Source organism: Gudongella sp. DL1XJH-153 (genome assembly GCF_049310905.1).
GTDB lineage: Bacteria > Bacillota > Clostridia > Tissierellales > Tissierellaceae > Gudongella.
In genome coordinates this window covers 42,370-67,885 of the sequence record NZ_JBMEMN010000004.1, presented here as the reverse complement: position 1 = coordinate 67,885, position 25,516 = coordinate 42,370, and the positions used below count along the sequence as shown (strand labels likewise).

At 40.2% G+C, this 25,516-nt stretch carries 20 protein-coding genes and 2 riboswitches; of the genes, 17 read left to right on the top strand and 3 right to left on the bottom strand.

What is annotated here, in order from left to right; genetic code table 11:
• The first annotated feature begins 43 nt into the window (after positions 1-43).
• The 10 genes from ACOEN1_RS03360 (at position 44) to ACOEN1_RS03315 (ending at position 8,798) form a co-directional block, all read left to right on the top strand.
• The gene (locus tag ACOEN1_RS03360) at positions 44-295 is read left to right on the top strand and encodes a zinc ribbon domain-containing protein (protein ID WP_422485013.1); all 252 of its coding nucleotides are present in this window, start codon (positions 44-46) and stop codon (positions 293-295) included.
• Between the two features lie 22 nt (positions 296-317).
• Positions 318-1,307, top strand: coding sequence for a YncE family protein (locus ACOEN1_RS03355; RefSeq protein ID WP_422485012.1), 990 nt, complete (start codon positions 318-320; stop codon positions 1,305-1,307).
• Positions 1,308-1,355: 48 nt separating this feature from the next.
• Positions 1,356-1,784 carry a SoxR reducing system RseC family protein gene (locus ACOEN1_RS03350; RefSeq protein WP_422485011.1) on the top strand — a complete coding sequence of 143 codons (429 nt, stop codon included), beginning with the start codon at positions 1,356-1,358 and terminating at the stop codon, positions 1,782-1,784.
• Between the two features lie 208 nt (positions 1,785-1,992).
• Positions 1,993-2,166, top strand: coding sequence for a hypothetical protein (locus ACOEN1_RS03345; RefSeq protein ID WP_422485010.1), 174 nt, complete (start codon positions 1,993-1,995; stop codon positions 2,164-2,166).
• Positions 2,167-2,274: 108 nt separating this feature from the next.
• On the top strand, positions 2,275-2,541 hold the full coding sequence (locus ACOEN1_RS03340) for a metal-sensing transcriptional repressor (protein ID WP_422485009.1): 267 nt from the start codon (positions 2,275-2,277) through the stop codon (positions 2,539-2,541).
• Positions 2,542-2,570: 29 nt separating this feature from the next.
• Positions 2,571-5,021 carry a heavy metal translocating P-type ATPase gene (locus ACOEN1_RS03335; RefSeq protein WP_422485008.1) on the top strand — a complete coding sequence of 817 codons (2,451 nt, stop codon included), beginning with the start codon at positions 2,571-2,573 and terminating at the stop codon, positions 5,019-5,021.
• A gap of 51 nt (positions 5,022-5,072) precedes the next feature.
• Positions 5,073-5,288 carry a heavy-metal-associated domain-containing protein gene (locus tag ACOEN1_RS03330; RefSeq protein WP_422485006.1) on the top strand — a complete coding sequence of 72 codons (216 nt, stop codon included), beginning with the start codon at positions 5,073-5,075 and terminating at the stop codon, positions 5,286-5,288.
• A gap of 532 nt (positions 5,289-5,820) precedes the next feature.
• Positions 5,821-6,936, top strand: coding sequence for a two-component system sensor histidine kinase NtrB (locus tag ACOEN1_RS03325; protein WP_422485005.1), 1,116 nt, complete (start codon positions 5,821-5,823; stop codon positions 6,934-6,936).
• Positions 6,937-6,973: 37 nt separating this feature from the next.
• Entirely contained in the window at positions 6,974-8,326 is a 1,353-nt protein-coding gene (locus ACOEN1_RS03320) for a sigma-54-dependent transcriptional regulator (RefSeq protein WP_422485004.1), read from the top strand.
• 160 nt (positions 8,327-8,486) lie between these two features.
• Positions 8,487-8,798 carry a hypothetical protein gene (locus ACOEN1_RS03315; RefSeq protein ID WP_422485003.1) on the top strand — a complete coding sequence of 104 codons (312 nt, stop codon included), beginning with the start codon at positions 8,487-8,489 and terminating at the stop codon, positions 8,796-8,798.
• Between the two features lie 175 nt (positions 8,799-8,973).
• Here the strand turns inward: ACOEN1_RS03315 and ACOEN1_RS03310 are convergent, their stop codons facing one another.
• On the bottom strand, positions 8,974-10,341 hold the full coding sequence (locus ACOEN1_RS03310; RefSeq protein WP_422485002.1) for a [Fe-Fe] hydrogenase large subunit C-terminal domain-containing protein: 1,368 nt from the start codon (positions 10,339-10,341) through the stop codon (positions 8,974-8,976).
• Positions 10,342-10,639: 298 nt separating this feature from the next.
• Between ACOEN1_RS03310 and ACOEN1_RS03305 the strand changes: the two genes are divergently transcribed.
• Positions 10,640-11,530: an EamA family transporter gene (locus tag ACOEN1_RS03305; protein WP_422485001.1), complete on the top strand. Its 891-nt coding sequence runs from the start codon at positions 10,640-10,642 to the stop codon at positions 11,528-11,530.
• Positions 11,531-11,633: 103 nt separating this feature from the next.
• Here ACOEN1_RS03305 and ACOEN1_RS03300 read toward each other — a convergent pair whose 3' ends face one another.
• A complete protein-coding gene (locus ACOEN1_RS03300) occupies positions 11,634-12,509 on the bottom strand; it encodes a copper amine oxidase N-terminal domain-containing protein (RefSeq protein ID WP_422485000.1) in 876 nt (291 codons plus the stop codon).
• A gap of 97 nt (positions 12,510-12,606) precedes the next feature.
• Positions 12,607-12,687, bottom strand: a riboswitch (cyclic di-GMP riboswitch).
• Positions 12,688-12,889: 202 nt separating this feature from the next.
• On the bottom strand, positions 12,890-14,737 hold the full coding sequence (locus ACOEN1_RS03295; protein WP_422484999.1) for an aldehyde ferredoxin oxidoreductase family protein: 1,848 nt from the start codon (positions 14,735-14,737) through the stop codon (positions 12,890-12,892).
• 82 nt (positions 14,738-14,819) lie between these two features.
• Positions 14,820-14,947: riboswitch (molybdenum cofactor riboswitch) on the bottom strand.
• Positions 14,948-15,219: 272 nt separating this feature from the next.
• On the opposite strand from ACOEN1_RS03295, the gene ACOEN1_RS03290 reads away from it, so the two are divergent.
• From ACOEN1_RS03290 to ACOEN1_RS03265, 6 genes are all read left to right on the top strand, one after another.
• Entirely contained in the window at positions 15,220-18,213 is a 2,994-nt protein-coding gene (locus ACOEN1_RS03290; RefSeq protein WP_422484998.1) for a diguanylate cyclase, read from the top strand.
• Positions 18,214-18,441: 228 nt separating this feature from the next.
• Complete coding sequence (locus ACOEN1_RS03285; RefSeq protein ID WP_422484997.1) at positions 18,442-21,654, top strand: S-layer homology domain-containing protein; 3,213 nt, start codon at positions 18,442-18,444, stop codon at positions 21,652-21,654.
• A 235-nt stretch (positions 21,655-21,889) separates the two neighbouring features.
• Positions 21,890-22,819, top strand: a complete 930-nt coding sequence (locus tag ACOEN1_RS03280) for a GDSL-type esterase/lipase family protein (RefSeq protein ID WP_422484996.1) — start codon at positions 21,890-21,892, stop codon at positions 22,817-22,819.
• 172 nt (positions 22,820-22,991) lie between these two features.
• On the top strand, positions 22,992-23,912 hold the full coding sequence (locus tag ACOEN1_RS03275; protein WP_422484995.1) for a ketopantoate reductase family protein: 921 nt from the start codon (positions 22,992-22,994) through the stop codon (positions 23,910-23,912).
• Positions 23,913-24,068: 156 nt separating this feature from the next.
• On the top strand, positions 24,069-24,422 hold the full coding sequence (locus ACOEN1_RS03270; RefSeq protein ID WP_422484994.1) for an ArsR/SmtB family transcription factor: 354 nt from the start codon (positions 24,069-24,071) through the stop codon (positions 24,420-24,422).
• Between the two features lie 57 nt (positions 24,423-24,479).
• The gene (locus ACOEN1_RS03265) at positions 24,480-25,445 is read left to right on the top strand and encodes a permease (protein WP_422485064.1); all 966 of its coding nucleotides are present in this window, start codon (positions 24,480-24,482) and stop codon (positions 25,443-25,445) included.
• Positions 25,446-25,516 lie beyond the last annotated feature (71 nt).

Sequence of the window (25,516 nt, the reverse complement as noted above, 5' to 3'; positions counted from 1 at the left end):
GACAAATCATTACTCATTAACAATTGGATTGGAAGGGAAGAATATGAACCTGATACTATATGCTGTTTATGCTATCATATTATATTTGATATTTATGATAGATGACAAAGCAGATGAAATAATTGAACAAGAGGAGACGTGCAAGAACTGTGGAACTGCAATAAATCATGATGTTGAATTCTGTCCCCACTGCCATGAAGGTGTTAAAAGAGCATGCAATTGTTGTGGGAGGTTAATTGATCTTGATTGGAGATATTGTCCCTTTTGCAATGATAGCTTCGAAAAAATCATATAGATAACATGGGAGGCTTGTATACGTGAAATATAGAATAATTCTGATAATAGTAGTCATTATTGCCATGAGTTTAGTATATTCAAACACAATAGGAGAAAGTAAATATTTAGCCTATGTGCCTAATGCAGGAGATGGATCCATATCTGTTATTGATGTTTCCAGTAGTGAATTGGTGAATGAAATTAAGATTGGGGATTATGTATCCCATGGAATTGCTGTTTCCAAAGATGGTCAAAAAATTTATACAGGAAACCTAGAAGATGGGATGATATTCATTGTAGATGTAAATAGTGGAAAGACCTTGGACACTATTGATACTGGAAGAAATCTACATGGTATAGACATAACTCCAGATGGAAAATATCTGTTTGCTACAAGTGGTGATTTAAAGGAAGGTGAACAATTCAACTATATTAGTATCATTGATACAAAGGAAGGTAGGATTATAAAAACCATAGAGTCAGATGGGAAGAGTCCATCTCATATAGATTTTACCAAGGATAGTAAATTTGCATATATCAATAATGTGATGTCATCGAATATATCAGTGGTCGATGTGGAAGGTTTAGAAATTGTATCGACAATCAAAGTTGGGAAAATGCCCAATGAATCAGAACTTTCACCTGATGATAAGTACCTGTATGTAGCTAATGTAGAAGATGGTACAGTATCAGTCGTGGACATTGAAAAAGGTTTTGAGGTAGATACAATCCAAGCAGGTCAGGGGACTCACGGAGTTGCTGTGTCAAACGATGGTAAAGCTATATTGACCACAAACAGATTTTCAAATGATATTAGTGTAATTGACATGGATAAGAAGAAAATAGTACGTACAATCGAGACCAGTGGACAAGCAAATCATATAACAATATTGCCCAATAGCAATATTGCATATGTATCCAATCTTGAATCTGAAGATATATCAGTTATAGATCTAGAAAGCTACGAAGTTGTGAATACGATTAAAATAGGCAAGGAGCCCCATGAAATTGAATTTGTAAAAACAAACTAGATTTCTTGTTAAATCAAGGTAGGCATAACAGGGGCCAAGGAGGTTAATATGGATAAGATAGGATTTGTAAAATCAGTTGATGAAAATTCAGCGGTTATAGAAATTGTCAGAAAGGGAGCCTGTGGTGACAAATGTTCTTCCTGTAAGGGAGGATGTGAAACATCATCAATGGAAGTAAGAGTAAGGAATGAGTTAAATGTATCAGTTGGACAGCTGGTAAAATTACACTCAGACACAAAGAAACTGATAAAAATTGTGATGTTGGTTTATGTTATGCCACTGGTGGCAATGATACTGGGAATGTCGTTTGGTCTAAATGGTGCAGAATACTTTGGATATAATGGTACGAAGGAACTTATTGCTGCGGGAGCTAGTGTTCTTTCCCTTGGGCTATCTTACCTGGTCTTAGGTTTTGCAGATAAAAAAATCCAGAAAAGCAAAGAAATGGAGTTAAGAATATCTGAAATTATTCGTTAGAGAGGCAATTATTTAAGGGAGGGAATATATACATTTCTTAATTTGAGCTTCTTGATTATTCCATCATGGGAAAGAATAAATTGAAATTGTGTGAAACAGTCATATTTTCGTCATAATTGAAGGGTAAAATATAAACAAGAGACACCCCCACCCGGGGGCGGATGGGAAGAAAAATTATCTAAAGATCGTTCTGAGGAGGTGAATCGAAATGGGATGCTGTGGAGGCGGTCACAATCATAATAATCAAAGAGTTAAGGATTGGAGCAGCGAAGGAGATGCTAGTCAAAATACTGACCAGTATAACGAAAGCATAACTCCTTTGTTGGTTATATTTGGAGTACTCATAGTTGGGTTTATTGTATATAGGGTTTTGTTCATGTAGGTTGGTAATAGGTAGGTTCAATGGAGGTTGTGAAGCTTGGCAGAATGTGATCATAAGATTATACAAGTGCACCCCTACCCACAAGGGAAGGAGAAAGGAGGGACCTAGATGAATGATGAACAATACAGAGCCCTACAATCCCTAAAAACTGCAAAAGGCCAGGTGGAAGCAACTATTAGGATGATTGAGGAAGGTAGATACTGTGTCGATGTATCAAATCAAATATTAGCAACTCAATCGCTTTTAAAGAAAGCAGATCTATTAATTATTAAGCAGCATATGAATCATTGCGTAACAGAAGCATTTAACAAAGAAAATGGAGATGAAAGAATAGATGAAATAATTACTTTGTTATCAAAAGTGATTGGGAAATAGTTATTGTAGATCAAGAGGAGGAGATTTTTATGGTCACTAAGTCATTACGTATAGAAGGAATGACTTGTGCATCATGCGCAAGTACCATTGAAAAAGCTACAAGCAAAATCAATGGTGTGCACGAATCAAGTGTAAACCTGGCAACTGAAAAGTTAAGTGTAAGTTATGACGAAAACATGGTTGAAATTGAGGATATACAAAATGCCGTAGAAGATGCAGGTTACAGAGCAAAGTCAGATACAGTAAACAAGGTGTTGAACATAGAAGGGATGACATGCTCATCATGTGCTCAGAACATTGAGAAAGCTGTTAAAAAGCTTGAAGGTGTAGTTATGGCAAATGTTAATATTGCAACTGAGAAGTTAAACATTAGTTATGAGCCCCAGTCGGTGCGTGTATCAGAAGTAAAGAAGGCAATTGAAAAAGCTGGGTACAAGGCCATAGAGGAAAAAGATACTACTGAAGATGTTGATAAATTGAGAAAAGAAAAAGAAATCAGGACATTATGGAGAAAGTTCATAGTCTCAGCCATATTCGCAATCCCATTGGTTTATTTTACAATGGGTCACATGCTGGGATTTCCATTACCTGCAGCAATAGATCCAATGATGAATCCTCTAAACTTCGGCTTGATTCAAATTGTCCTAGTGATACCTTCTGTAATCGCGGGTTATAAGTTCTATACTGTTGGATTTAAAGCTTTAATCAGAAAGAGTCCCAACATGGATTCTCTGATAGCTATAGGAACCTCAGCAGCAGTGATATATGGGGTATTTGCTGTAGTACAGATATCTCGAGGCTATACGGAGTATGCCGATGATTTATACTTTGAAGCCGCTGCTGTAATAATAACACTTATACTCCTGGGGAAATATCTTGAATCAGTTACAAAGGGGAAAACATCTGAAGCTATAAAGAAGCTAATGGGACTTGCCCCTAAGACAGCAACAATAATTCAAGATGGCAAAGAGATGGAAATATCCATAGAAGAAGTGGAAGTAGGAGATATTATAATTGTTAAGCCTGGAGAAAAGATGCCTGTAGATGGTAAAGTGGTTGAAGGCATCACATCAGTGGATGAATCCATGCTTACTGGTGAAAGTATTCCAGTTGAAAAGAATATTGGAGATGACATCATAGGTGCCAGCATAAACAAGAATGGAACAATAAAGTACAAGGCAACAAAGGTTGGAAAGGATACCGCTTTAGCACAAATAATAAAGCTCGTAGAGGATGCACAAGGCTCTAAAGCACCAATAGCAAAGATGGCTGATATAATTTCTGGATATTTCGTTCCAGTGGTTATAGTACTAGCGACTGTTTCAGCTCTGGCCTGGTATTTCATAGGAGGACAAACCACAGTGTTTGCATTGACGATATTTATATCAGTACTTGTAATCGCATGTCCTTGTGCACTAGGTCTGGCAACACCAACAGCTATAATGGTGGGTACAGGTAAAGGGGCTGAGAATGGTGTTTTAATAAAAAGTGGTGCTGCATTGGAAACTACTCACAAAATAAGAACAATAATATTTGATAAAACAGGTACCATTACGGAAGGAAAACCAAAGGTTACTGACATAGTTGTGGCAAATGATGTGAAGCAAGAAGATCTGCTACAATTGACAGCATCAGCAGAGAAGGGATCCGAGCATCCCCTGGGTGAAGCCATAGTAAAGGATGCAGAAGAAAAAGGATTGGAATTTAAGAAGGTGGAGAAGTTTAATGCCATACCAGGACATGGAATTGAAGTCATCATAGATGGGAAGGCTGTTCTCGCTGGAAATAGAAAGCTTATGGTAGAAAGAAGGATAGACATAGACAAACTGGAGGCAGCATCTGACAAATTGGCAGAAGAAGGAAAAACGCCTATGTATATTGCCATAGATAATTCAATTGCAGGAATAATAGCTGTAGCTGACACCGTGAAAGAGAACAGCAAAAGAGCTATTGAAAAGCTTCATGAAATGGATATAAAAGTAGCAATGATTACTGGAGACAACAAGAGAACTGCCGCAGCAATTGCAAAGCAAGTGGGAATTGACATTGTATTGGCTGAAGTGCTTCCTGAAGATAAGGCAAGTGAGGTTAAGAAACTTCAAGCTGAAGGCAAGAACGTTGCTATGGTTGGAGATGGGATAAATGATGCTCCTGCTCTTGCACAGGCGGATATTGGAATTGCAATTGGATCTGGAACGGACGTTGCCATGGAATCAGCGGATATCGTTTTAATGAGAAGTGACTTAATGGATGTACCAACAGCTATACAATTGAGTAAAAGCACCATAAGAAACATCAAGGAAAATCTGTTTTGGGCATTCGCATATAACACTGCGGGTATTCCAGTAGCCATGGGAGTATTATATCTCTTTGGCGGACCATTGTTAAGTCCGATATTTGCGGCAGCAGCCATGAGTCTGAGCTCAGTGTCAGTATTATTGAATGCTTTAAGGCTAAAGAGATTTAGACCAGTAAGATAGTATTGTCTTTATAGACAGAGTTCACTATTTATTTTGAAAGGGGAAAAACATATGGAAAAGAAAGTGATGATTGAAGGAATGAGTTGCCAGAATTGTGCACATCATGTAGATGTGGCTCTAAGAGATTTAGAAGGAGTTTCAAATGTCAATGTACTTCTTGAAGATAAGTATGCTTTAATTGAAGTTGAAAGCAGCGTCAAGGATGAAGACATCAGAGCAGCAATAAGTGATGTTGGATATGAGGTAACTGGGGTAGAAGTAAAATAGAAAATAAGGAAAAGCATATAGCTACAGAAATTCAGTTGAGTTTCTGTAGTTGCTTTTGTGAGTAGTTGGTTTGCCCGGAAGATTTTGATGTCTCAGGCTTAATTTTAATGATTTATCTAATACAGTCGAGTTCCGTAAACATTGATTTGCGTTCGATTGATTCAGTTTCAGTTATGATTAGTCCTTCAAATGATATATAATGTGATAAAGGGTAAGACTGATATAATAATGTACTACTTTGGAGTTGATCAAGCCTATGTTAAGAGATTCATTGAACAATAAAAATACTTGGATTATTGGAGTATTATTAGTGATAATTACTTTATTGCATTATTCCAACCTCACAGCGGTAAGAGAGCTTCATAATTTTTATAGGATGTTATATTATATCCCAATAATCCTGGCATCATTTAAATATAGACTAAAGGGAGGACTTATAACCTCTATAATTGTGTCCTTGTTATATGCTCCCCATATTTTTTTATTTAACACTGAACTAAGCATTATACTGATAAATCAATACCTGGAAATAATGCTATTTTTAAGTATTGGATTTATTACAGGCTGGCTAGTAGAGGGTGATTACAGGAAACAGAAGCTTTTAGAGAACAATATTGTCGAGATAACAAAACTTCAAAACTATACAAGAAACATTGTAGATAGTATTGATAGTGGTGTTTTGGCAGTTGATACAAACTTAGTGATTACAGCACTAAACAGAGAAGGTGAAAAGATCCTTGGGGTACAAGATGCAATAGGAGTAAATGCTTCAAGTGTATTTGATTATAGTATTGTGGATATATTGAACCAGACAAAACTACAGAAATTCAAATATACAGATATTAAAACTGTTATCAAGGTTGACGATGAGGAGAAATACCTTAAGTTAACCGTCTCACCTCTTCTAAACATACTCAATAAAATCCAGGGACTTGTAATCGTAATTGAAGACTATTCCAATGAAAAGTATCTTGAAGCACAAACTGCCAGAGCTGATAGATTATCAGCAGTTGGCGAGTTGGCTTCCGGTATAGCCCATGAAATACGAAATCCCATGGGTATAATAAAAACAATCAGTCAAACACTTCAAAAGGAAGAGGATCAGGAAAGCATGGTGGAAGGTCTAGGTATTATTGTTAAGGAAGTGGATAGGGCTAATAAGGTAATCCAAACACTTCTGAATTTTGCACGACCAGATGTGAATATAGTTGAGAAAGTTAATACTGGAGCATTAATTGATGAGGTATTAATCATAATAAATAAATATGCCATAAATAAGAAAATAGAAATATTTTGTGACATTGGAAGAGAAATTGTCATTATGGGTGATAAGGAGAAGCTGAAGCAAGTATTTATTAATATATTATTAAACAGCATACAGTCCATGGAAAACGGTGGTAAAATCTGGATAAGCACTGAGGTTGGCGACTTAGGTGTAAGCATTAGCTTTAGAGACAATGGGACTGGGATTGAAAAGGAAGATTTAAGCAAAATATTCAATCCTTTCTTTACAACCAAGGAAGATGGCACCGGGCTTGGTTTGTCAGTATCAAATAGGATTATCCAGGATCACAATGGCTACATTACAATTGATAGTGTAGTTAATGAGGGTACTATAGTAGTGATTTACTTACCATTATATGAATAGGAATTCGCAATTAGAACAGTGGAGAGAAGGTGAAAAAGTGATCAGGAAAATATTAATTGCCGATGATGAGCCAAATATGATATGGGCCTTAAAAAAAGCTTTGTCCAAAGAAGAATATGAAATTATAAGCGCTGATAACGGTGAGGAAGCTGTGGAGGGTTTAGCTGAGGAACCGGACCTAATTATAATGGATTTGAAAATGCCCAAGATGAATGGACTTGAAGCATTAAGAAAGATAAAGGAAATCAATCCCAAGATCCCTGTTATAATGATTACCGCTCATGGTACTACTGACACTGCTGTTGAAGCCATGAAAATTGGAGCCCTGGATTATATATCCAAGCCTTTTGACATAGATGAGTTAAAAGTCGTCATAAAAAAGGCATTGGAATACAAGAGCTTAAATGATGAAATTAATTATCTTAGGGAAAGACTGGATGAAAGCAGTTCAAAGATAGTATTTAAGAGCAGGTCCATGGAAGAGGTATTGAAACTGGTTTACAAAGTCGCACCAACTGAAGCCAATGTTCTAATACTTGGTGAAAGTGGTACTGGTAAGGAACTAATAGCAGATGAAATTCATAGATTAAGCAAAAAAAATAAAGGACCGTTAATCAAGCTAAACTGTGGAGCTTTCGCGGAGAATCTCTTGGAAAGTGAACTGTTTGGATATGAAAAGGGAGCCTTTACAGGAGCGGTTTCCAGGAAAAAGGGTAAGTTTGAATTGGCTGAAGGAGGCACTGTTTTCTTGGATGAGATTGGTGAAATAAGTGAAGCCATGCAAGTAAAGCTTCTGAGGGTTTTGCAGGAAAAAGAGTTTGAACGTGTTGGAGGGGAGACAACAATAAAGGGTGATTTTAGAATAATTGCTGCAACCAACAAGGATCTGAAGTCAATGGTGGATGATAATAAATTCAGAGAGGATTTATATTATAGACTAAATGTTGTACCCATCAAGATATCGCCACTCCGTGAAAGAAAGGATGATATTCCACTTCTAATTGAATATTCAATAGATAAATTTTCATCTCAAATGGGCAAGAATAGGTTTAGGATCAGTAATGAAGCCTTGGATTTAATGATGAAATATGATTGGCCTGGAAATATCCGGGAACTGCAAAACATAGTGGAAAGATGTGTCATATTAGCATCTGGACAAGAAATAACAGAAGACTTGTTACCTAATGAAATAAAAAGTCAAAACAATTTGGTAGGTTCAAGTATAGTTTTGCCTGAAGAGGGGATATCCCTTGAAGAAGTAGAGAAGAATCTGATTATGCAAGCCTTGGAAAGAACAGATCAGAATCAGACTAATGCTGCTAAACTTTTGGGAATAACCAGACACACTCTAATTTATCGTATGGAAAAGTATAATATAATCACAAAATAAACCAAGCTTCAAAAGCCAGTAATTTTGGGATTGTAAAGTCCATAAGAATATTGTGCTTAAGACAAAGGGAATCGAGGGGATGTTTTGGAGTATAGGTGCAGGGTGTAAATATGATGAACGATACTAGTGGAAGTAAAAGAAACATGAGAGGTGGTTATGTATGAAGAAAGCATCTGTATTTATGGCATTCATGCTGGCACTGACGATGCTATCAACAGGAACAGTTTTTGCTGCAGAAAATGGCTTCGAAGCCAAAGCAAGCGACAAAAACCCAGCTTTTGAAGATATGGAGGATATGCATGATATGGATATGGAATGTGTGATAAATGTTAACAACAATGACTTGCATTTTTCAAGTATGGGACATATTATGATTCCTGGCAATGCAGCAGATAACACAGAATCCCCAATTTTTGACACCATGGATGGAATGGACATGGGGCATCTGTCCCCTCCGGATAGAGTAAAATAATCTATACAATTTGTGGAAATTGAGTAGCCCATATAGGAAATAAAAATGAGTTCTAGTAGATGGTTATATTATGCCATCTGACTGATAGGCTCCCATAAAATGGACATTTAAGTTTAGCCTGTCCATTTTATGGGGGCTTATCCTTTCTCAGATAATAAGGATGGTACACTACTGTTTACTCTCTGGATAAAATTTCCTTCAGTTCATCATTTTCCATAAACTCTTGGATAGATTTGACATTAAACTGATCCAATATCTTCATAACATTTTGATTGTCAAACGGGGTAAGTATAAAAGAATCCTCTCCAAAATCATTAACCAGCCTTGTAGCCTTCTCAAGATCAATATTTGTCTTAGGTCCACCTACACAGCCACCTACACAACCCATTCCTTCAATAAAGTTGGGATCACCTTTTTTTCTACTTTTAAGGGAATCCAATACCCTTTTACATTCCTTGATACCATTTACCTTGAGGGATTTTAGCTTGATCACCCTGGTAGGCTCCAGCCTGTTCAATACTGTTTTAACTGAAAAACTAACTCCTCCAGTTCGTGCATAAACTCTTCCTCCAAAGGATGCCTGATCCTTATCATCATCGTATAGATCACTAAAATCAAGATTCAAGGCATCAAAAATTTCCTTTAGCTCTCTAAAATTAAGCACATAATCGATCGCACCTTGCAAGTCGGGTTCCTTTATTTCACCTTTTTTCGCAACACATGGTGAAATAAACACAACTTTAGCATTATTATATAGCTTTTTCAATACTCTACCAGATGCAATCATGGGAGAAATCGATGGAGACAAGTAATCATATATATCTGGGTAGACTTTCTTGATCATATTGAACCACATCGGACAACAGCAGCTTGTCAAGAAAAAATCATCTTCGCTTTTAACGAGATCATTGAACTCATATGCTTCCTTGATAGTAAGAATATCTGCAAATAAAGCAACCTCAATCATATCTTTGAAGCCCAAAAGTTTTAAAGCGCTTCTCAATTTTCCCATACTTATTTCTTCACCAAATTGACCAACTATAGCTGGAGCAACAGTAACATAGACAGGAGAGTCCCCGTCCCTTAATAGATCAATTACCGGCATAAACTCAATCTTGTCAGCCACAGCTCCAAAATCACATGTAAAATCACTATATCCACAGCTTATAGTTTCATTCAGTCTGTTATACATTCCGGACTCATACTTTCCCAACTCGTTACATTCGCAATAAATTGAATTACATTGCTTACAAGGACCTTCCAGTTTGGAAACAACAGGTTGGTAGATTTTCATTGAGCTGTTGAGAACACTCAATTCATCATCAAAGGATTTCTCACCCTTTGGGTCTTGGCCCATCGCTAGTCTAATATGATTCCTGATAAAGGGCATGTCAGACTCATTAAAACCGTATTTGTTTTTTATGTACTCAGCAAGGTCATTTAGGTCATCTACGCTCTTTAGATCTCCTTTCCAATACCTTTTTACCAGCTCATTAAAAATATGCATTCGTTTTTCATTAAAATCCAAATACTTGTCATCCATAATTAACTCCTCACAATTTTATTTTCCTACTTTTTATTAGTTTACCCTAACGCATTGATACAAAACCTATGAAGGATTGAGATAAAGCAAATTAATCTGAAGATATCTTCTTTGTAGGAAAATTATGAGGAATCTATTTATGTTTCAAATATTAAAGTGTTTATCTCATCTAATTGACAGACAATTTATATTATGCTTTAATTAGGATATTAAAGAGAACACAAAAAACACCAGGGACGGTTCTTTTTGTTTGCATACAAAGAGATTCGTCTCTTCTCTTAAAAGGGGTGGATGACAATTGAATCATAAAGAGTTCAGGTACAGCTTGATGGTATTACTAGGTGCAATTTTATGGGGAACAATTGGAACTGCACAGCATTTTGCACCGGAAGGAGCCACACCCATATCAATTGGCGCAGTTAGGCTTGCAATAGGAGGTGGAGCCATTATGCTCTATGCATTCCTCAAAGGCAAGCTCAATGGCAAGGAAATATTGTTTAAAAGGAGTACATACATAGGGGCAGCCAGCATGGCATCCTTCCAACTAACCTTCTTTGCAGCAGTCTTAATGACAGGGGTAGCCATGGGAACTGTCGTGGCAATAGGAAGTGCACCTATTTTCGCAGGTCTGATTTCATTAATCGTAAACAAGGAAAGTCCAGGTATCAAATGGCTTGTTTCAACACTGGTTTCAGTATTGGGGTGCATTTTGCTTGTAACAGGCGGAGGAGACCTATCAGTGAATATGAATGGAATACTTATTGCACTTGGAGCGGGAGCCTCATATGCTGTATACACTGCATCAACGAAAAATCTGCTGGATATCTATTCGCCAGAGATGGTTACTGGAGTTGTTTTTACAATGGGTGCAATAATACTATCACCATTTCTTTTGATCTATAGCCTGGATTGGCTTAAAACAGCCCAAGGGCTGGGTGTAGCACTTCACCTTGGATTGGTTACCACAGCATTTGCATATGTATTGTTCTCATATGGATTATCTGGGATCAAACTTCATAAAGCTGTAACATTGACTCTGGCTGAACCTGTAACTGCAGCGATTCTTGGGGTATTTCTACTGAAAGAACAACTGTCAATGATTTCCGGTTTTGGAATGGGTCTGGTATTTGCAGGACTTGTTATACTTTCAATAACAAGGCCAGTTAGAAACAAGGAATCCCTAACTTAAAAGCTTATAAAGGCACTTCAAATCTCATGTAAAAGAGTTGAAGTGCCTTTTTCTAATTGTTTATAAGTTTATCCTGCATGTATGCTCGTTATTAGTAACAGATCTACTCAGCAATCTCCACTGTCTCAGTCTCAGGCTCCCATTCAACATCAAGGCCCATGTTTTCAACAATAAAACGCAATGGAACCACTATTCTGCCTTCCATTACTTCTGCTGGTACATCCAGTTCCACTGCTTCGCCGTCTACAGTTACTGTCATTTCTTCAACATTAAAAACAATCTCTGACTCCAAATAGGCTATGGTAGCAGTCTTGGACTCAACATTCCAGTCAACCTCAGCACCCAATGCGGTAGATATTGATCTTATTGGTACCAGGACTCTTCCTTCCTTGAGCACAGGTGGAACATCGAATTTAAGGTTTTTTCCCGGCATAAGGATATTTTCTGCAGGTAGCATCTTGATGCCTTCAATGCCCTCAAGAGATTCTGCATTCTCCATTAGGATATCCCACTCCTCCTGGGTGTACTTTTCCCTCATGACCTGCTGCATCTCCCTGATTTTCTGCTTCATAAGAGTCTTGTAGCCTTCGAACTCTCCCTTAAGCCCTTCAATCTCGGCTTGAAGTAAAGCCATAGCCTCTGAGTCCTCAGCTTCCTCAGCAGCCTCCAAAAGGGTCTCAAGCTCCTCAATTTCAAGCTCAAGCTCATCCTTCAGGACCTCTAGCTCATCCTTATCTGCCTCAAGCACATCCTTGATGCCCTTCCATTCCTTGTTTTGAATTTTGGATTTGCCTATTCCCTTGCCACGGCCCCTGCTTTCTCCATCTTCGTCGTCCGCTTCTTCCTCTTCCTCTGTTTCAACATCTTCAAACTCTTCCTCGATTTCAATTTCCTCTTCATCAGCCATGGCCACCATCGGCAATGCCATAACCATAGACAATGCAATCAAAAGTGATAAAAAGCTAAACAAACGTTTCATAAAAATCTCCTTTCTCCTATCTTGTTTCCAATCCAGGCAAATAAAAATGCTCTGGATGGGTTACCATTCAGAGCCATGAAAGTGCATAGCATGTCTTTGTGGCAACCCGGCTACCATAGTTTCCCTTAGGCCCGTGGCTTTGCGTCCCCTGCTTTAGCAGAGTTTGCCTTTTCAATTTGTTGGTGGAATCATTGTATTCTCCAAATATTAGCTGGAATTATGACAACTAATCCATAATTTGATGATACAGTTTAATGCTTTACCTGTCAATGATATTATTTATACCTGAACATAGCTTAACCTGGCAAAAAATAAATGGACGGTCATTTTTCAAGCCAAACTATGGCTTTAATACAAAATAACCGTCCCTTCTTATCTCTTTACTTAAGCTTCAGCCTAACCAATGTCTCATCAGTTGGCTGTCCGGTCTCCTTGTCCCAGCCCATGCTTTCATAGAACTCATCAAGCATGATCTCGGCATCTGCAACCTGGCCCTTGCCTAGGCCGTCAGGTGCGGGTTCCTGGGTAAGTCTAGCTGGAAGCTTCTCATCCTTTCTTCCAAAGCCCTCCCTGGCGTTGAACAATCTTTCAAGGTTAATGACCCTTTCAGCTGCCTCCATCATCTGATCCATTGTTTTGTCATCACCAGTGGCGGCATTGTAAAGTCCAGTCCAGGTGCTTCCCTTCACTGCAAGGGTGATGCTTGCAAACAGGCATACCCCAAGGAGATTGGTCATCATTGAAAGCTCCATAAAGGGCTTGACCCACCACTTGTTCTCATCCTCAAAGGGCGATACCTTCTCATTGATTCCAAGCTCGGGCTCAAGGTATCCAAAGGAGTCTATGACTGAAGCATAGGGTCTAAGGTGGTCGGCACCCCTAGGTGAGATAAGGTGTGAAAGGGATTCTCCCTTGCTGGCCCTTACGCCGCAGGATGCAAGCTCCATACCCTTGACCTGGAAAACATACTTCTCAGCCTCCGGACCGATTTTTCTCGCAGCCCTCAGTGATCCCTCGGCAAGTACATCTCCATAACCTTCCCTGTTTGCGATCATTTCTGTCATCTTGACCATTGCCTCTGCATTTCCAAAGGATAGGTCGATGCCGCCGGTTGTTTCCTTGTCGATGAGCCCCTTTTCAAACCATTCCATGGCAGATGCTATTGTCTGCCCCGTTGATATGGTATCAAGACCCATGCGATTACATATATATCCAGCCTTCACTATGGCGTTAAGGTCATCCACAAAGCACTTGGAACCAAATGCACCAAGGGTTTCATATTCCGGACCTCCGCCGGATTCACCCGCATACTCCCCGTCGATTATCTCTGTGTGCCTTCCGCAGGCGATTGGACAGCCAAAGCAAGCCCAAGCCTTCACCTTCAAATTATCATGGTAGGCCTTGTGACCAATCTTGTCCATGGCGGAATCAAAGGTGGTCAGCTGCCAGTTCCTGGTGGGCAGTAGACCAAGAGCATTGATTGAGTCTGTAAATGATGGGGTTCCAAATGGCTTCAGCTCCTCCCTTACAAAGGCTTCAGCATCCAGCTCCTCACGTGCCCTTTTGGAGAACTGGTCCATCATGTCAGGATTTTCAACATCCAGCTTGCCTGTACCATAAACCGCTACAGCCTTCAGGTTCTTTCCTCCCATAATTGCCCCAGGGCCTCCCCGGCCAGCCGCCCTGTGCTTGTCAATCATTATTGATGACATAAGGGACAGCTTCTCTCCGGCAGGACCGATTTCAGCGATTCTCACCTTGGATTCTCCAAGCTCCTGGCGTATTGCATCCTCGGTCTCCTCGGTGTTCTTGCCCCAAAGAGCGGCAGCATCCTTAAATTCCACTCCTTGGTCATTGATGTAAAGGTAGACAGGAGTATCACTTTTGCCGGTTATGATGATAACATCATATCCTGCACGCTTGAGCATGGGGGCAAGGTGGCCACCAACATTTGTCATGCCTATGGTCCCTGTAAGGGGCGACTTGTAGCCTATCACAAGCCTGCCTGATGAGGGAGCTCTGGTGCCGGTCAATGGTCCGGTTGTGAACACAAGCATATTTTTTTCATCCATGGGATCCATTCCTGCTTCAAGGTGGTCGTAAAGTATCTTTGCTGCATAGCCCTCGCCACCTACATAGAGATCCTTCCAATCCTTGTCAATCTCAAGCACCTCTGAGCTTCTGTCACTTAGGTTGATCTTTAGCATACTACCAATTACCGTACTCATTGAAACCCCTCCTTCTAATTCTCAAAAGATAAAAAACGTCCGCCATCAATGCTTCCATTCAAAAAAACAACAAGGGATTATCCACCTTCAGTGAATAACCCCTTTGCTAGCATGGCAGGTCAGAAAATCTCTTTTCTGGCCCAGTGTTCTGAGCTTCCGATTTGTGCCAACCATGATGTGGGAAAGACAGAATCGGAGTATATGTTCTATTTACACCTTAATAGTATCAGATTGTGAACATAAATTCAATACATTAATACAAGAAAGACAGGGAGGGAAAAGAGTTAAAAATAAAAGAATCGTTCCCAGTATTTCTGTTACATAAGTATCCGAAAGATTTGACAAATATCATTCATAATGACCAATTGATAATTATATGCTAGAATAATAAGGTATGGGAATTTGTATTTTTACTGAAATTCAGACAATTATATTCAATTTGAAATTATCATATTATCATTTAGAAAAAGGGAGGGGAAGACTTGAAGCAGATTCATAAGAGAATAAGGATGATAGTCCTGATAGTTGTAGCTGTTGTTTTCCTTTCCATATACATTGGAATAAAGGAACCAATATCATCAAGCCTTGAGGAGGGGGTTCTCAGCGATTTTCAGCTGACTGCCCACAACAAGTACCAGGTACTCAATGAAGCCCTGATAAATATAAGCAACAATGCAAGGTCCCTATCAAGCAGGACAAGCATAAAAAATTACATGAGAGATTATCTGGACGGAGAGACCACCTTTGAGGAGCTTAGGGACTATGTGATACCCAGATATGAAGAGGGAGTTGCAGTATTTGACAGGTCAAGAACCGCCGGAAGGGTTCTTGCGAACGGACAGATCATCCATGTCGTTGGCCCTGACAGGAACATAAAGAATTACATCGATTGGGACGTGACAGAAGTAATGATGAATCATTACTCCCAGGGGGTTGTGGTGGTTCAGTCTCCAATAATGGATGGGGAGGATATCCTCGGATTTGATGTGGTGCTTACAGACATCAGTCCCATTATCAGGCAGATGGAAGCGGGAGGCTATGACATCGACTTTCTTCCAGGCAACCAGGGTGATTCCATCATCAGGGAAAATGGAAGGGTTACTTCATATATTCACAGTGATTTTATCGGAAGGACCATTGCAATCAGCATGGATGAAGGGGATGTTCTGGGACCCTTGATGCAGTTCAGGAGAAGCCTGTACCTAAGGTATTTTCTTGTTCTTGCAGTTGTATTCCTTATAATCCAATTTCTTGGTGTCAGGTTTATCCAGAAATTCATCAGGGAACAACAAGGACTAAGAAGCATCGCCGAGGAAAATGAAAAGGAAAAGAAAACCCTGATAGATGAAATGAACCAGGGCTTCATTCTGGTGAGGGCAGCCAATAGGGACTATGAGGATTTCAAGGATTATGAAATAATCGATGTAAACAATACCTTTGAGAGCATGTCATCCATGCCAAGGGATGAGATAATTGGGAAATCATTGTATCAGCTTGTGTCCATAAGTAATAAGCTTGACACGAAAGAAATAGATGAAGTCTTGGAAAGTGGAGAATCCAAGCAGTTTGAATACCATGTTAAGGAAATGGGCAGATGGTGGAACCTGTCTGTATACAGACCAAGATTGTCATATCTGGCCATAGTTCTTGATGACATAACTGACAAGAAAAACATCCAGTTGAAGCTTAGGGACCGGGAAGAGACAATGAGAATAACACTTGATGTTGCAGGTGAAGGTCTATGGGACTGGCACTTTGAAGAGGGAGTTGTAAGGCACAACAAGAAGTGGTGTGAGATCATGGGGGTCCCCCATGACTCTGACTTCCATAGGATAGACCAGTTTGTTGCCCAGGCACATCCAGAGGATGAAGACAAGCTAAGGGACAATATTGCCAGGGCAATGAACGGACAGGAAAATCTCTACAGTGAACACCGAATGCTATTGCAGGATGGCAGAACCATCTGGATTCGGGATAGGGGAACCCTTCTGACTGATGAGAAGGGAAAGCCCGTGAGGATGATTGGTAGCATGGCGGATATCACAGCCCAGAAAAATGCTGAACAGGAGCTTTTCCTTGAAAAGGAGATCTTCCAGTCAACTCTGCTGTCCGTAGAGGATGGGATCATATCAACTGATGTGGAGGGTAGGATTACTGTTCTAAACCCAGTAGCTGAGGAAATGACCGGATGGACATTTAAGGAAGCTCAGGGAAAGCCTCTGAAGGATGTATTTGACCTGCGCAATCCAGAAAGCGGAGATCCTGAGGATATCCTGGCAGTGACAAGACAAACCGGAAACGGTAACCACAGAAGGGCACTCATGGTCACAGGCTCTGGAAAGGAAGTGATCCTTAACAACAGCATCGCAACAGTTAGACTACAAAACGGCCAGGTCATGGGGCATGTCATAGTATTCAGGGATATCACCGAGTCTGTCAGAAAGCAGGAGAAGATTGAATACCTGAGCTTCCATGACGAGCTCACCGGCCTTTACAACAGAAGATATATCGAGGATGCCATTAAGCGGCTGGATACCTCAAGGAATATTCCCTTTACTGTCATGATAGTTGACATGAACAACCTGAAGCTGACCAATGATATCTTTGGACATGAAATGGGAGACCGCATTATAAGGGAAGCTGCCAAGCTGCTAAATGAAACCCTCAGAGCCGATGATATAATAGCAAGGACCGGTGGGGATGAATTCCTGATACTGCTTCCGAAGACATCAGCAAAGGAGGCCGGAGAAATCAAGGAAAGAATCCAAAGAAATGGACATTATCACAGGGTTGAATCCCTTAGGCTTTCACTTGCGGTTGGATTCTCCACCAAGACCGCTGAGGATGAATCAATCGATGACAACCTAAGGTATGCGGACTCCAATATGTACGAAAACAAGCACAGGAACAACCAGGATGTGAAAAGGGAGATTATCCTGGATTTCCTTGAGGAGAACAGAAAAAAATTCCAGGATGAAAGGCAGCATAACGAAGAGACCAGCCTAATGGCAGCAGCTCTTTACAGGGAGCTTGGCAAGTCCCAGGTAGAGGTTGAGGAGTTTAAAAAGGCTGTTGAGCTCCATGATATTGGCAAGATAATAGTCTCCGAGGAAATACTCAATAAAGAGGAAGCGTTGACAAATGAAGAGAAGACAATCATCAGGCGGCACTCCCAGGCAGGCTATGAAATACTCAGAATTCTGGGACACCATGAGAGGTATGCCAAAGCCATTCGCTTTCACCACGAGAGGTATGATGGAAAAGGCTACCCTGAGGGTCTTATGGGAGAGGAGATACCTCTTGAAGCCAGGATTATCTCAATAGCGGATGCCTACCAGTCCATGACCTCACATAGACCATACAAAAAGGCCATGAAAGCCCAGGATGCCATAAGGGAGCTTAGGGAAAATGCTGGAGCCCAGTTTGACGAGGATCTGGTGGAAATCTTTATCACCAAGGTCATACCAAATCTATAGAATATTACAAGGACTGCAGGCAATCATAAATTGGTCTGCAGTTTTTTTGTGTAAAAGCGTGAAAAACAACTTCAAAACTTTAGTGCGGTAAACAATTGTGGGTATAAATCCATTGAGAAGCCATTGCTAGCAAACAAAGAAAGGATTGAGTGCAATGATTGTAAGAATAAAAAAGCCCTAAGCTTCCTGCTGGTTTTTGCCATTCTCTTTGGAAGCTCTTCAAGCCTCATGGCGGAAACACAACCATCCATATTTGATGGGACCCAGAGCAGCTGGGCTGAGGAGGAGCTTATTGAAGCCTACAACCTGGACCTGACATATCCTGGAGTAATGAATAGCTACAGGAAGAACATCACAAGAGAGGAATTCTGCATCCTTGCCGTCAGGCTCTATGAAGCCCTGTCAGGCAACCAGGCCATGGGAGGAGTCAATCCCTTCCAGGACACAACTAACGAGGACATTGTAAAGGCCTATCATCTGGGTATTGTCAAGGGAATCAGCGCAACAGAGTTTGCACCCTACAAGGATATAACAAGACAGGAAATATGTGTAATGATACACAGGACCCTTAAGGTCGCCCTAACTGGAATTGAGGAAGGCTACTCAGGTGAGTTCCCATTTTCAGACCAAAACAGCATAGCCACCTGGGCAATTGATTCCGTAAGATTTGCTTATGGAAACGATATTATGAAGGGGATAGGGAATAATCTAATAGGACCTCTTCAGAATACAACCAGGGAACAGGCAATCGTACTTATGAAAAGAACCTATGTAAGCTTTAAGGACGGAGAGCCCCAGGAGCCTATAGAGCCGGATCCTGGAACACTATTGCCTGAGGATAACTCAGGGACCATTTCAACCTACAAGAATGTGCTGAATCTGACCAATCCTCTGGATAATTTCAGAGCCATGGCTGAAGGGAACCTATTCTTCCCAAAATATGATGATAGGATTGACCTTTACGTGGCTACAGGTGAAGCAAAGCCCCTTGGTAAGCCCAGCACCGGATCAATGGTTCTGCAGCCCATAAACCTTAATCTATTGTCTACAGAGCAGCAGAAGAACATCTACACCGATTCCACCATGTCTTCATTTGTGGACAGGGAGGGTGAGACCAGAAGATGGTTCTACTTCAACCTCAAGAATGCAGCGGGTGCCTCCAAGGTGGTTTGGCAGGTTTCCCAGGTCCAGTTCAATGGCTTTGAAAGCAACTGGAGAAATCCTCTTGGACTTCTTGCATCTGGAGAGGTGGGAGCTGGGACAAATGAGTTCCAGATTGATTTCTCAAAAATTGATATTGCGTCTGGGGATGACATCATAAAGGTTGCCCTAAACACCAGCCTGATCAACACCAACCTAATAAACCTTGAAACAATAAAGACAGATACAATCAACACTGATTTGATTAAGACAAATACCATAAATATAGATGACCTGAAGCTAAAGACTGGATACAATCCCATCACCTCAAGCAGAAGTGTCTACTACGTAAGGGCTATCCCGATTGACAGCCTTGGCAAACCAATTGGAGACCCTGGAATGGGAATGGCTGTAATCTATGGTGAGAAAATACCAGAGGTCAATTACGACGGGAAAATCAATTCTGATTTTCAGCTTTGGGTTCCATGGGAATCTGGTGGAATTGGAGGAGGAGAACATCCCAACTATCCTGAATACAGAACTGTTTTCAGGGTGGAGCCAAGGCTTGAGAACAATAGACTATTCCACTTCAACGGCATCGATCCGTCAACTGAAAGGATCATTCTCCAGTTCTCAACTGAAAAGTTTCCAGCAAGCTGGGGAGCATGGCCAAATACTCCAAACATCATCCATGAGGTTGAGTATGATTTGCCAGTTCCATTTGTGCATACAAACTATCCCAATACGGTGATGGTAGATATAGCAAAATTTGCAAAACCTTTAAATGAGATGAAGGAAGGGGACGCCATCAAGTACTATGTAAGAGGCCTAGCACTTAAGCCCTCAGTAACTCCCGGGGAGTACCAGGTGAGCTACTCATCCCCTCTTACCATGGAATATGAGTTTGGAACACCTGTAAACTACTACAGCGACAACCCATACAAGTATGTTAACAAGCTTCCCTACTCATTACCCGATATAAACATCAAGAAGTATGTAAAGCCAAGATGGCCGGATAAGAATTACCTGGAGCATTATTATGTTTACAGGGCTCCAAAGTGGAATGAAATCCAGTCAAAGTTCAAGAATACTGAGACGGGCGAAATCCTCTATCCATATATGACCCACATAGCATACTACAAGGACAAGGGGATAGATACTCCAGATGAATACGAAAAGGAAATGATTCCAAGGGTACTTGCAAAATATACCAAGGTTCATATTCCAAAGCCTGATGATGATGACGAAACATGGTATCAGCAGCTCTTTGCAGGTGTTGTAAACTTCTTCAAGGACCTTGGAAATGTTGTAAAGACAATTGTAAACCAGGTAAGTGACGCCTACGCAAGACTGAAGGATAAGCTGATTATGTTTGTTGTTGACCTCTGTCCAATTGATGCCCTTAAGGGATACTTCAAGGCGACTCTGGAGGCCTGGGCCAATTACGGATTGATGTGGCTTGGAATTCCACCCACACTTCCAAACTTCGACCAGCTTGCCGAAATGAGCATGGATTATTACGTTCAGGTTGTTCTCACTGAAACAGGAATTCCTCAGAGTGAATGGACAGAGACTCTGGTTGAGGACATTACAATTGAGATGGGCAGGCAGCTTGATGAAGCAGCCAATTATGCGGACAAGAATCCAATAGATGCACCCTTCCTAAAACTGGACCCGGACTTTATGTACAAACCGGCCTATGTGGAACTTGAGATAAATAATCCAACAGACAAACCTACAGTTCCTGGAATGATCGAGTTGGGTGTTACCTTTGAGTTTGGTTACTATGATATAGTCAATCCAGCTTCCGGACTATACCTGGAGTTTCCTTCACATTATGCATATAGTTCAGATGCAGCTTGGCAAAATAGGACAACTTATGTGAATCACTTTGAAAAAGGATTGAATGGATACACAGTTAACTACTCCCAGGGCTATAAGGCAGTTTATGATGTATTCATTCCAATGAAGGAAGTAAAGGTTCCAAGCCTAAGAAAAGGAGACTCAACAACCATGATAGTTTACCTTGAGCCATTCAAGGATGGTAGATTCACCAGATATCCTGGTGCTGAAGGAGTATCAAATGTTGATTTTGAAAATATGTACTTCAATAATGGCAATAAGAAGCTCACCTACTTCAACGCAAGGGGTATCTTCCCAACGGCTGAGGAGCTCTACCTAGAGGCGGATGGTATTTTCTACCTGGACCCTGAGACACAATATGTCTACTACAATGAAAGCAAAGCACCCAAGACCAGTGAAAGGCTGCAGAAACCAGTCAGCGTGGATTGGAAGAGGTAGATCGAAGAAATGGTAATGGACCAATGCAGGGGACAGATGTTTTATCTGTTCCTTGCCTATGGTTTGTAGAATCAACTAACTGGGTATATGATTAACGAAAATACATAGTTAAGTGAAACAAGGGGGTAATGAACTTAAGGGCAAGCTGGACGCCCATACTCTTAAGTGAACCGAGGCGTAACCGACCATTTTAGGTCGGTTTTTTGCTTTTTAGTATCGTGGAGGCGATGAATTTATGAAGAAAAAACTACTACCTATCATAATGATTTTAGTATTACTTATTGCGATACCAGTACAGGCATTTGCAAAAATGCCAGAAGTAGACATGCAACTTAGATATCTAAACATTGGAGATTCAATAGCATATGGTCTCAGTGCAGCACCTGGATTGAGCTATTTTGAACGTTATGCCAAATATCTTGAGGACAACTATGGACTGGATGAGAACTGGCCATATCCAGAAGCTGGCGGTGCAGTTAATGCAGGTGTTGAAGGTCTGGATAGTATGGAGCTGCTGGAGGCATTACAAGAAAATACTCAACTTAAAGGTCTTGTAATGCAAGCCGATGTTATAACCATAAGCATAGGAGGAAACAACCTGCTGACACCTGTAATTGGTGCAGTTGCTGAGCTGTACGAAGTAGACCCTTCATCATATCCATCATCAGGGGCCTTTATTCAGGCTCTTTTGGGGGAAATAGGGGCTGAAGGGGAGATGGCATGGAACATGAGGCTGGCAGCATTTACAGCATCGGCCTTAAGCTCTGACCCTGGCACCTTGGGATATGCGCTTGAAGCCAGGACAGAACAATTCCTGTCAGACTGGCCAGCAATACTTGATGAAATCGAAGAACTCAATCCAGATGCCCATATAATAGCCATGACCCTTTACAACCCAATCGAAGAAGAGGATAATCTAGATTTGTATCATCGATATGAGGAGCTTGTCAGACCAATGAATAAGGCAATAATGAAAACACAAAACAGGGCAATGGTAGCAAAAGTTGAAAAGTCATTCGCCAAGGAACCTGATGCAGTTGCCTTTAAGCTTACTTGGACAGATGGTTACCCACCAGTATTGATCGACCCGCATCCAACAACAATGGGTCATGGAATAATCTTTGAGGAGCTTATGAAGGGTAGAAGCCCAAGATCATTCCAATGACAGTAATAAAAACTTAAAACCCCCTTGCCATTTAACTTTAATACGCCAGCCATAAATTATGGTTGGCGTATTATATTTAAGCAAAAATAAAAACAACCATTACTACATTAGCCAATAAAGTGGTATAATCATATTTAATATTTATGGAGATACTCGAAAGGAGTGTGGGAATTTGACTATAGAAAAGGTATCAATAGTAGGAATGGGGTCACTAGGTCTTATATTTGGCAGTTTTCTGATGGATAAGCTGGGCAGGGAGAATGTCGAATTTGTAATGGATGAAAAAAGATTAAAGAGGTATTCCGGTGTGGAAAGACATATTAACGGGAAGAAATATGATTTTAAGCTTGTATCAGAAAATGAGAAAGACAGTCCGGCAGACCTTATAATATTTGCAGTCAAATCAACGGGTTTGGAGGATGCTGTTGAAATTGTTAGGAACAAGGTTTCGGATGATACAATAATCATATCGCTGCTAAATGGAATAACCAGTGAAGAGATAATAGGAGAAGCATTGGGAAAAGAGAAAGTGATCTATACCATTGCCGAAGGAATGGACCCAATAAGAACAGGACACAACCTGGATTACACGAAAATGGGTCAAGTACGGATAGGAATAGACAAGGAAATAGAAGAAAAAAAGGAAAGGCTGGAAACAGTCCTTGAGATGTTCGACAGAACAGGTTTTCCATATAAGCTGGAAGAGGATGTAATGCGGAGACTGTGGAGCAAATTTATGCTCAATGTAGGAGTAAATCAAGTGCTTATGATCTATGAAGGAAACTACGACACAATCCAAAAGCCGGGTCCTGCAAGAGACCTTATGATTGATGCAATGAAGGAAGTAATTACTCTGGCCGAAAAGGAAAATATCAAAATAACAGAGGCTGACATAGACTACTACGTTTCACTGATTGATTCTCTAAATCCAGAAGGCATGCCATCAATGAGATATGATGGTATTCATAAAATAAAGTCAGAAGTTGAGATTTTTGCGGGTACAGTATTGAAGTATGGTAAAAAGCACGGTGTACCCACTCCAATAAACCAGGACATTTACGATAGAATAAAGGAAATTGAATCCAAATATTAGAAGCTAAGATTAACGTCAATTTAAAAATAATTGACGTTTTTTCTTTGAAAAACTTTTCCAAAAAGGATTGACAAGCAATTGACAAGGGAGTAATATATACATATACACATAAGTGCATATGAACATGTCTTAAAAACATTTTGAGAGGAGATAAATATGGATCAACTTACAAATATTTTTAAAGTTTTATCTGATCAGACAAGACTAAGAGCTGTAGTATTGCTTTATAAGGAAGAATTGTGTGTATGTGAGCTTGAAGGGGTATTGGAGTTGTCACAGCCAAAGATATCCAAAAGCCTTTCAAAATTAAGGGATCTCAATCTTGTTGAGGATGAGCGGAAGGAAAAGTTCGTCTTTTACACACTTAAAAAGGACAATCAAATACTTAATCGAATAATACAGGGAATTCTTGAAAATCTGGAGGAGTATCCCCAGATTCAGGAAGATATCGACAGACTTGGTGAAAAGGAGAAATACCTTAACAAGTGTAACCCTTTGTCAATACTTTAATAGACTAGGAGTGATAACGTGGCAATTTTTAGTTGGCTTAACAGCCAGTTGTTAAAAATGGAGTGGCTATACGAACTTGTGGAGCTGCTTGTAGAAAACGTATTTGGACTTGATATAAATGAAAGAATTGGTGGAAGTGTTCACTTCTTTATATATGATGTTGTGAAGATATTCATATTGCTATCATTTCTTATTTTTACCATCTCGTATATCCAAAGCTTCTTTCCCCCTGAAAGAACAAGAAAAATACTTGGAAAATACAAAGGCATATCAGCAAATATCCTGGGAGCTCTCCTCGGTACAGTAACACCATTTTGTTCCTGCTCTTCAATTCCCTTGTTTATAGGATTTACAAGTGCCGGGCTTCCAATTGGAGTAACATTCTCATTCCTCATATCATCTCCACTTGTGGATCTTGCATCAGTATTACTCCTTGCAAGTATATTTAACTGGAGGATAGCGATAGCATATGTGATAGTCGGATTGATCCTGGCTGTAATCGGAGGTTCTATCATAAGCAAGGCAAAACTGGAGAAATATGTTGAACCATTTGTATTCAACAACAATATGATGGATACAGAACAGGAAGAACTGACCAGGCATGACAGGATAATATTTGCAAAAGATCAGGTAATGGACATCATAAACAAGGTTTGGTTATATATACTGATTGGTGTAGGAATCGGAGCACTTATTCACAACTGGATTCCTGAAAGTGTCATATCGGCGATACTCGGACAGGACAAATGGTACTCAGTGCTGTTGGCCACATTGGTGGGAATCCCCATGTATGCTGATATATTCGGAACCTTGCCAATTGCCGAAGCTCTTGTAGCAAAGGGAGTTGGAATCGGAACAGCCCTCTCGTTTATGATGGCAGTGACTGCGCTTTCCCTGCCTTCACTTATTATGCTTAAGAAGGTTGTAAAGACAAAGCTGCTTGTCATATTTACTGGAATTGTGACTGCAGGAATCCTAATAATTGGTTATACATTCAATTCATTTGGACATTTTTTCATATAAAAAGAAAAATTTGGAATACAGTTTATTTAATCAGGAAGTCTTTCTGAACAGGGTATAAATTTAGTGAAACA

Excerpts from the sequence above, each read along its gene's own strand:
- ACOEN1_RS03360 (WP_422485013.1), top strand. The coding sequence starts at position 44 with ATGAACCTGATACTATATGCTGTTTATGCTATCATATTATATTTGATA.
- ACOEN1_RS03300 (WP_422485000.1), bottom strand. The coding sequence starts at position 12,509 with ATGAAACGTTTGTTTAGCTTTTTATCACTTTTGATTGCATTGTCTATG.
- ACOEN1_RS03280 (WP_422484996.1), top strand. The coding sequence starts at position 21,890 with ATGAAGAAAAAACTACTACCTATCATAATGATTTTAGTATTACTTATT.
- ACOEN1_RS03270 (WP_422484994.1), top strand. The coding sequence starts at position 24,069 with ATGGATCAACTTACAAATATTTTTAAAGTTTTATCTGATCAGACAAGA.
- ACOEN1_RS03295 (WP_422484999.1), bottom strand. The coding sequence starts at position 14,737 with ATGAGTACGGTAATTGGTAGTATGCTAAAGATCAACCTAAGTGACAGA.
- ACOEN1_RS03325 (WP_422485005.1), top strand. The coding sequence starts at position 5,821 with ATGCTATTTTTAAGTATTGGATTTATTACAGGCTGGCTAGTAGAGGGT.
- ACOEN1_RS03345 (WP_422485010.1), top strand. The coding sequence starts at position 1,993 with ATGGGATGCTGTGGAGGCGGTCACAATCATAATAATCAAAGAGTTAAG.
- ACOEN1_RS03265 (WP_422485064.1), top strand. The coding sequence starts at position 24,480 with ATGGAGTGGCTATACGAACTTGTGGAGCTGCTTGTAGAAAACGTATTT.
- ACOEN1_RS03335 (WP_422485008.1), top strand. The coding sequence starts at position 2,571 with ATGGTCACTAAGTCATTACGTATAGAAGGAATGACTTGTGCATCATGC.
- ACOEN1_RS03330 (WP_422485006.1), top strand. The coding sequence starts at position 5,073 with ATGGAAAAGAAAGTGATGATTGAAGGAATGAGTTGCCAGAATTGTGCA.
- ACOEN1_RS03350 (WP_422485011.1), top strand. The coding sequence starts at position 1,356 with ATGGATAAGATAGGATTTGTAAAATCAGTTGATGAAAATTCAGCGGTT.
- ACOEN1_RS03285 (WP_422484997.1), top strand. The coding sequence starts at position 18,442 with ATGGCGGAAACACAACCATCCATATTTGATGGGACCCAGAGCAGCTGG.
- ACOEN1_RS03310 (WP_422485002.1), bottom strand. The coding sequence starts at position 10,341 with ATGGATGACAAGTATTTGGATTTTAATGAAAAACGAATGCATATTTTT.
- ACOEN1_RS03315 (WP_422485003.1), top strand. The coding sequence starts at position 8,487 with ATGAAGAAAGCATCTGTATTTATGGCATTCATGCTGGCACTGACGATG.
- ACOEN1_RS03340 (WP_422485009.1), top strand. The coding sequence starts at position 2,275 with ATGAATGATGAACAATACAGAGCCCTACAATCCCTAAAAACTGCAAAA.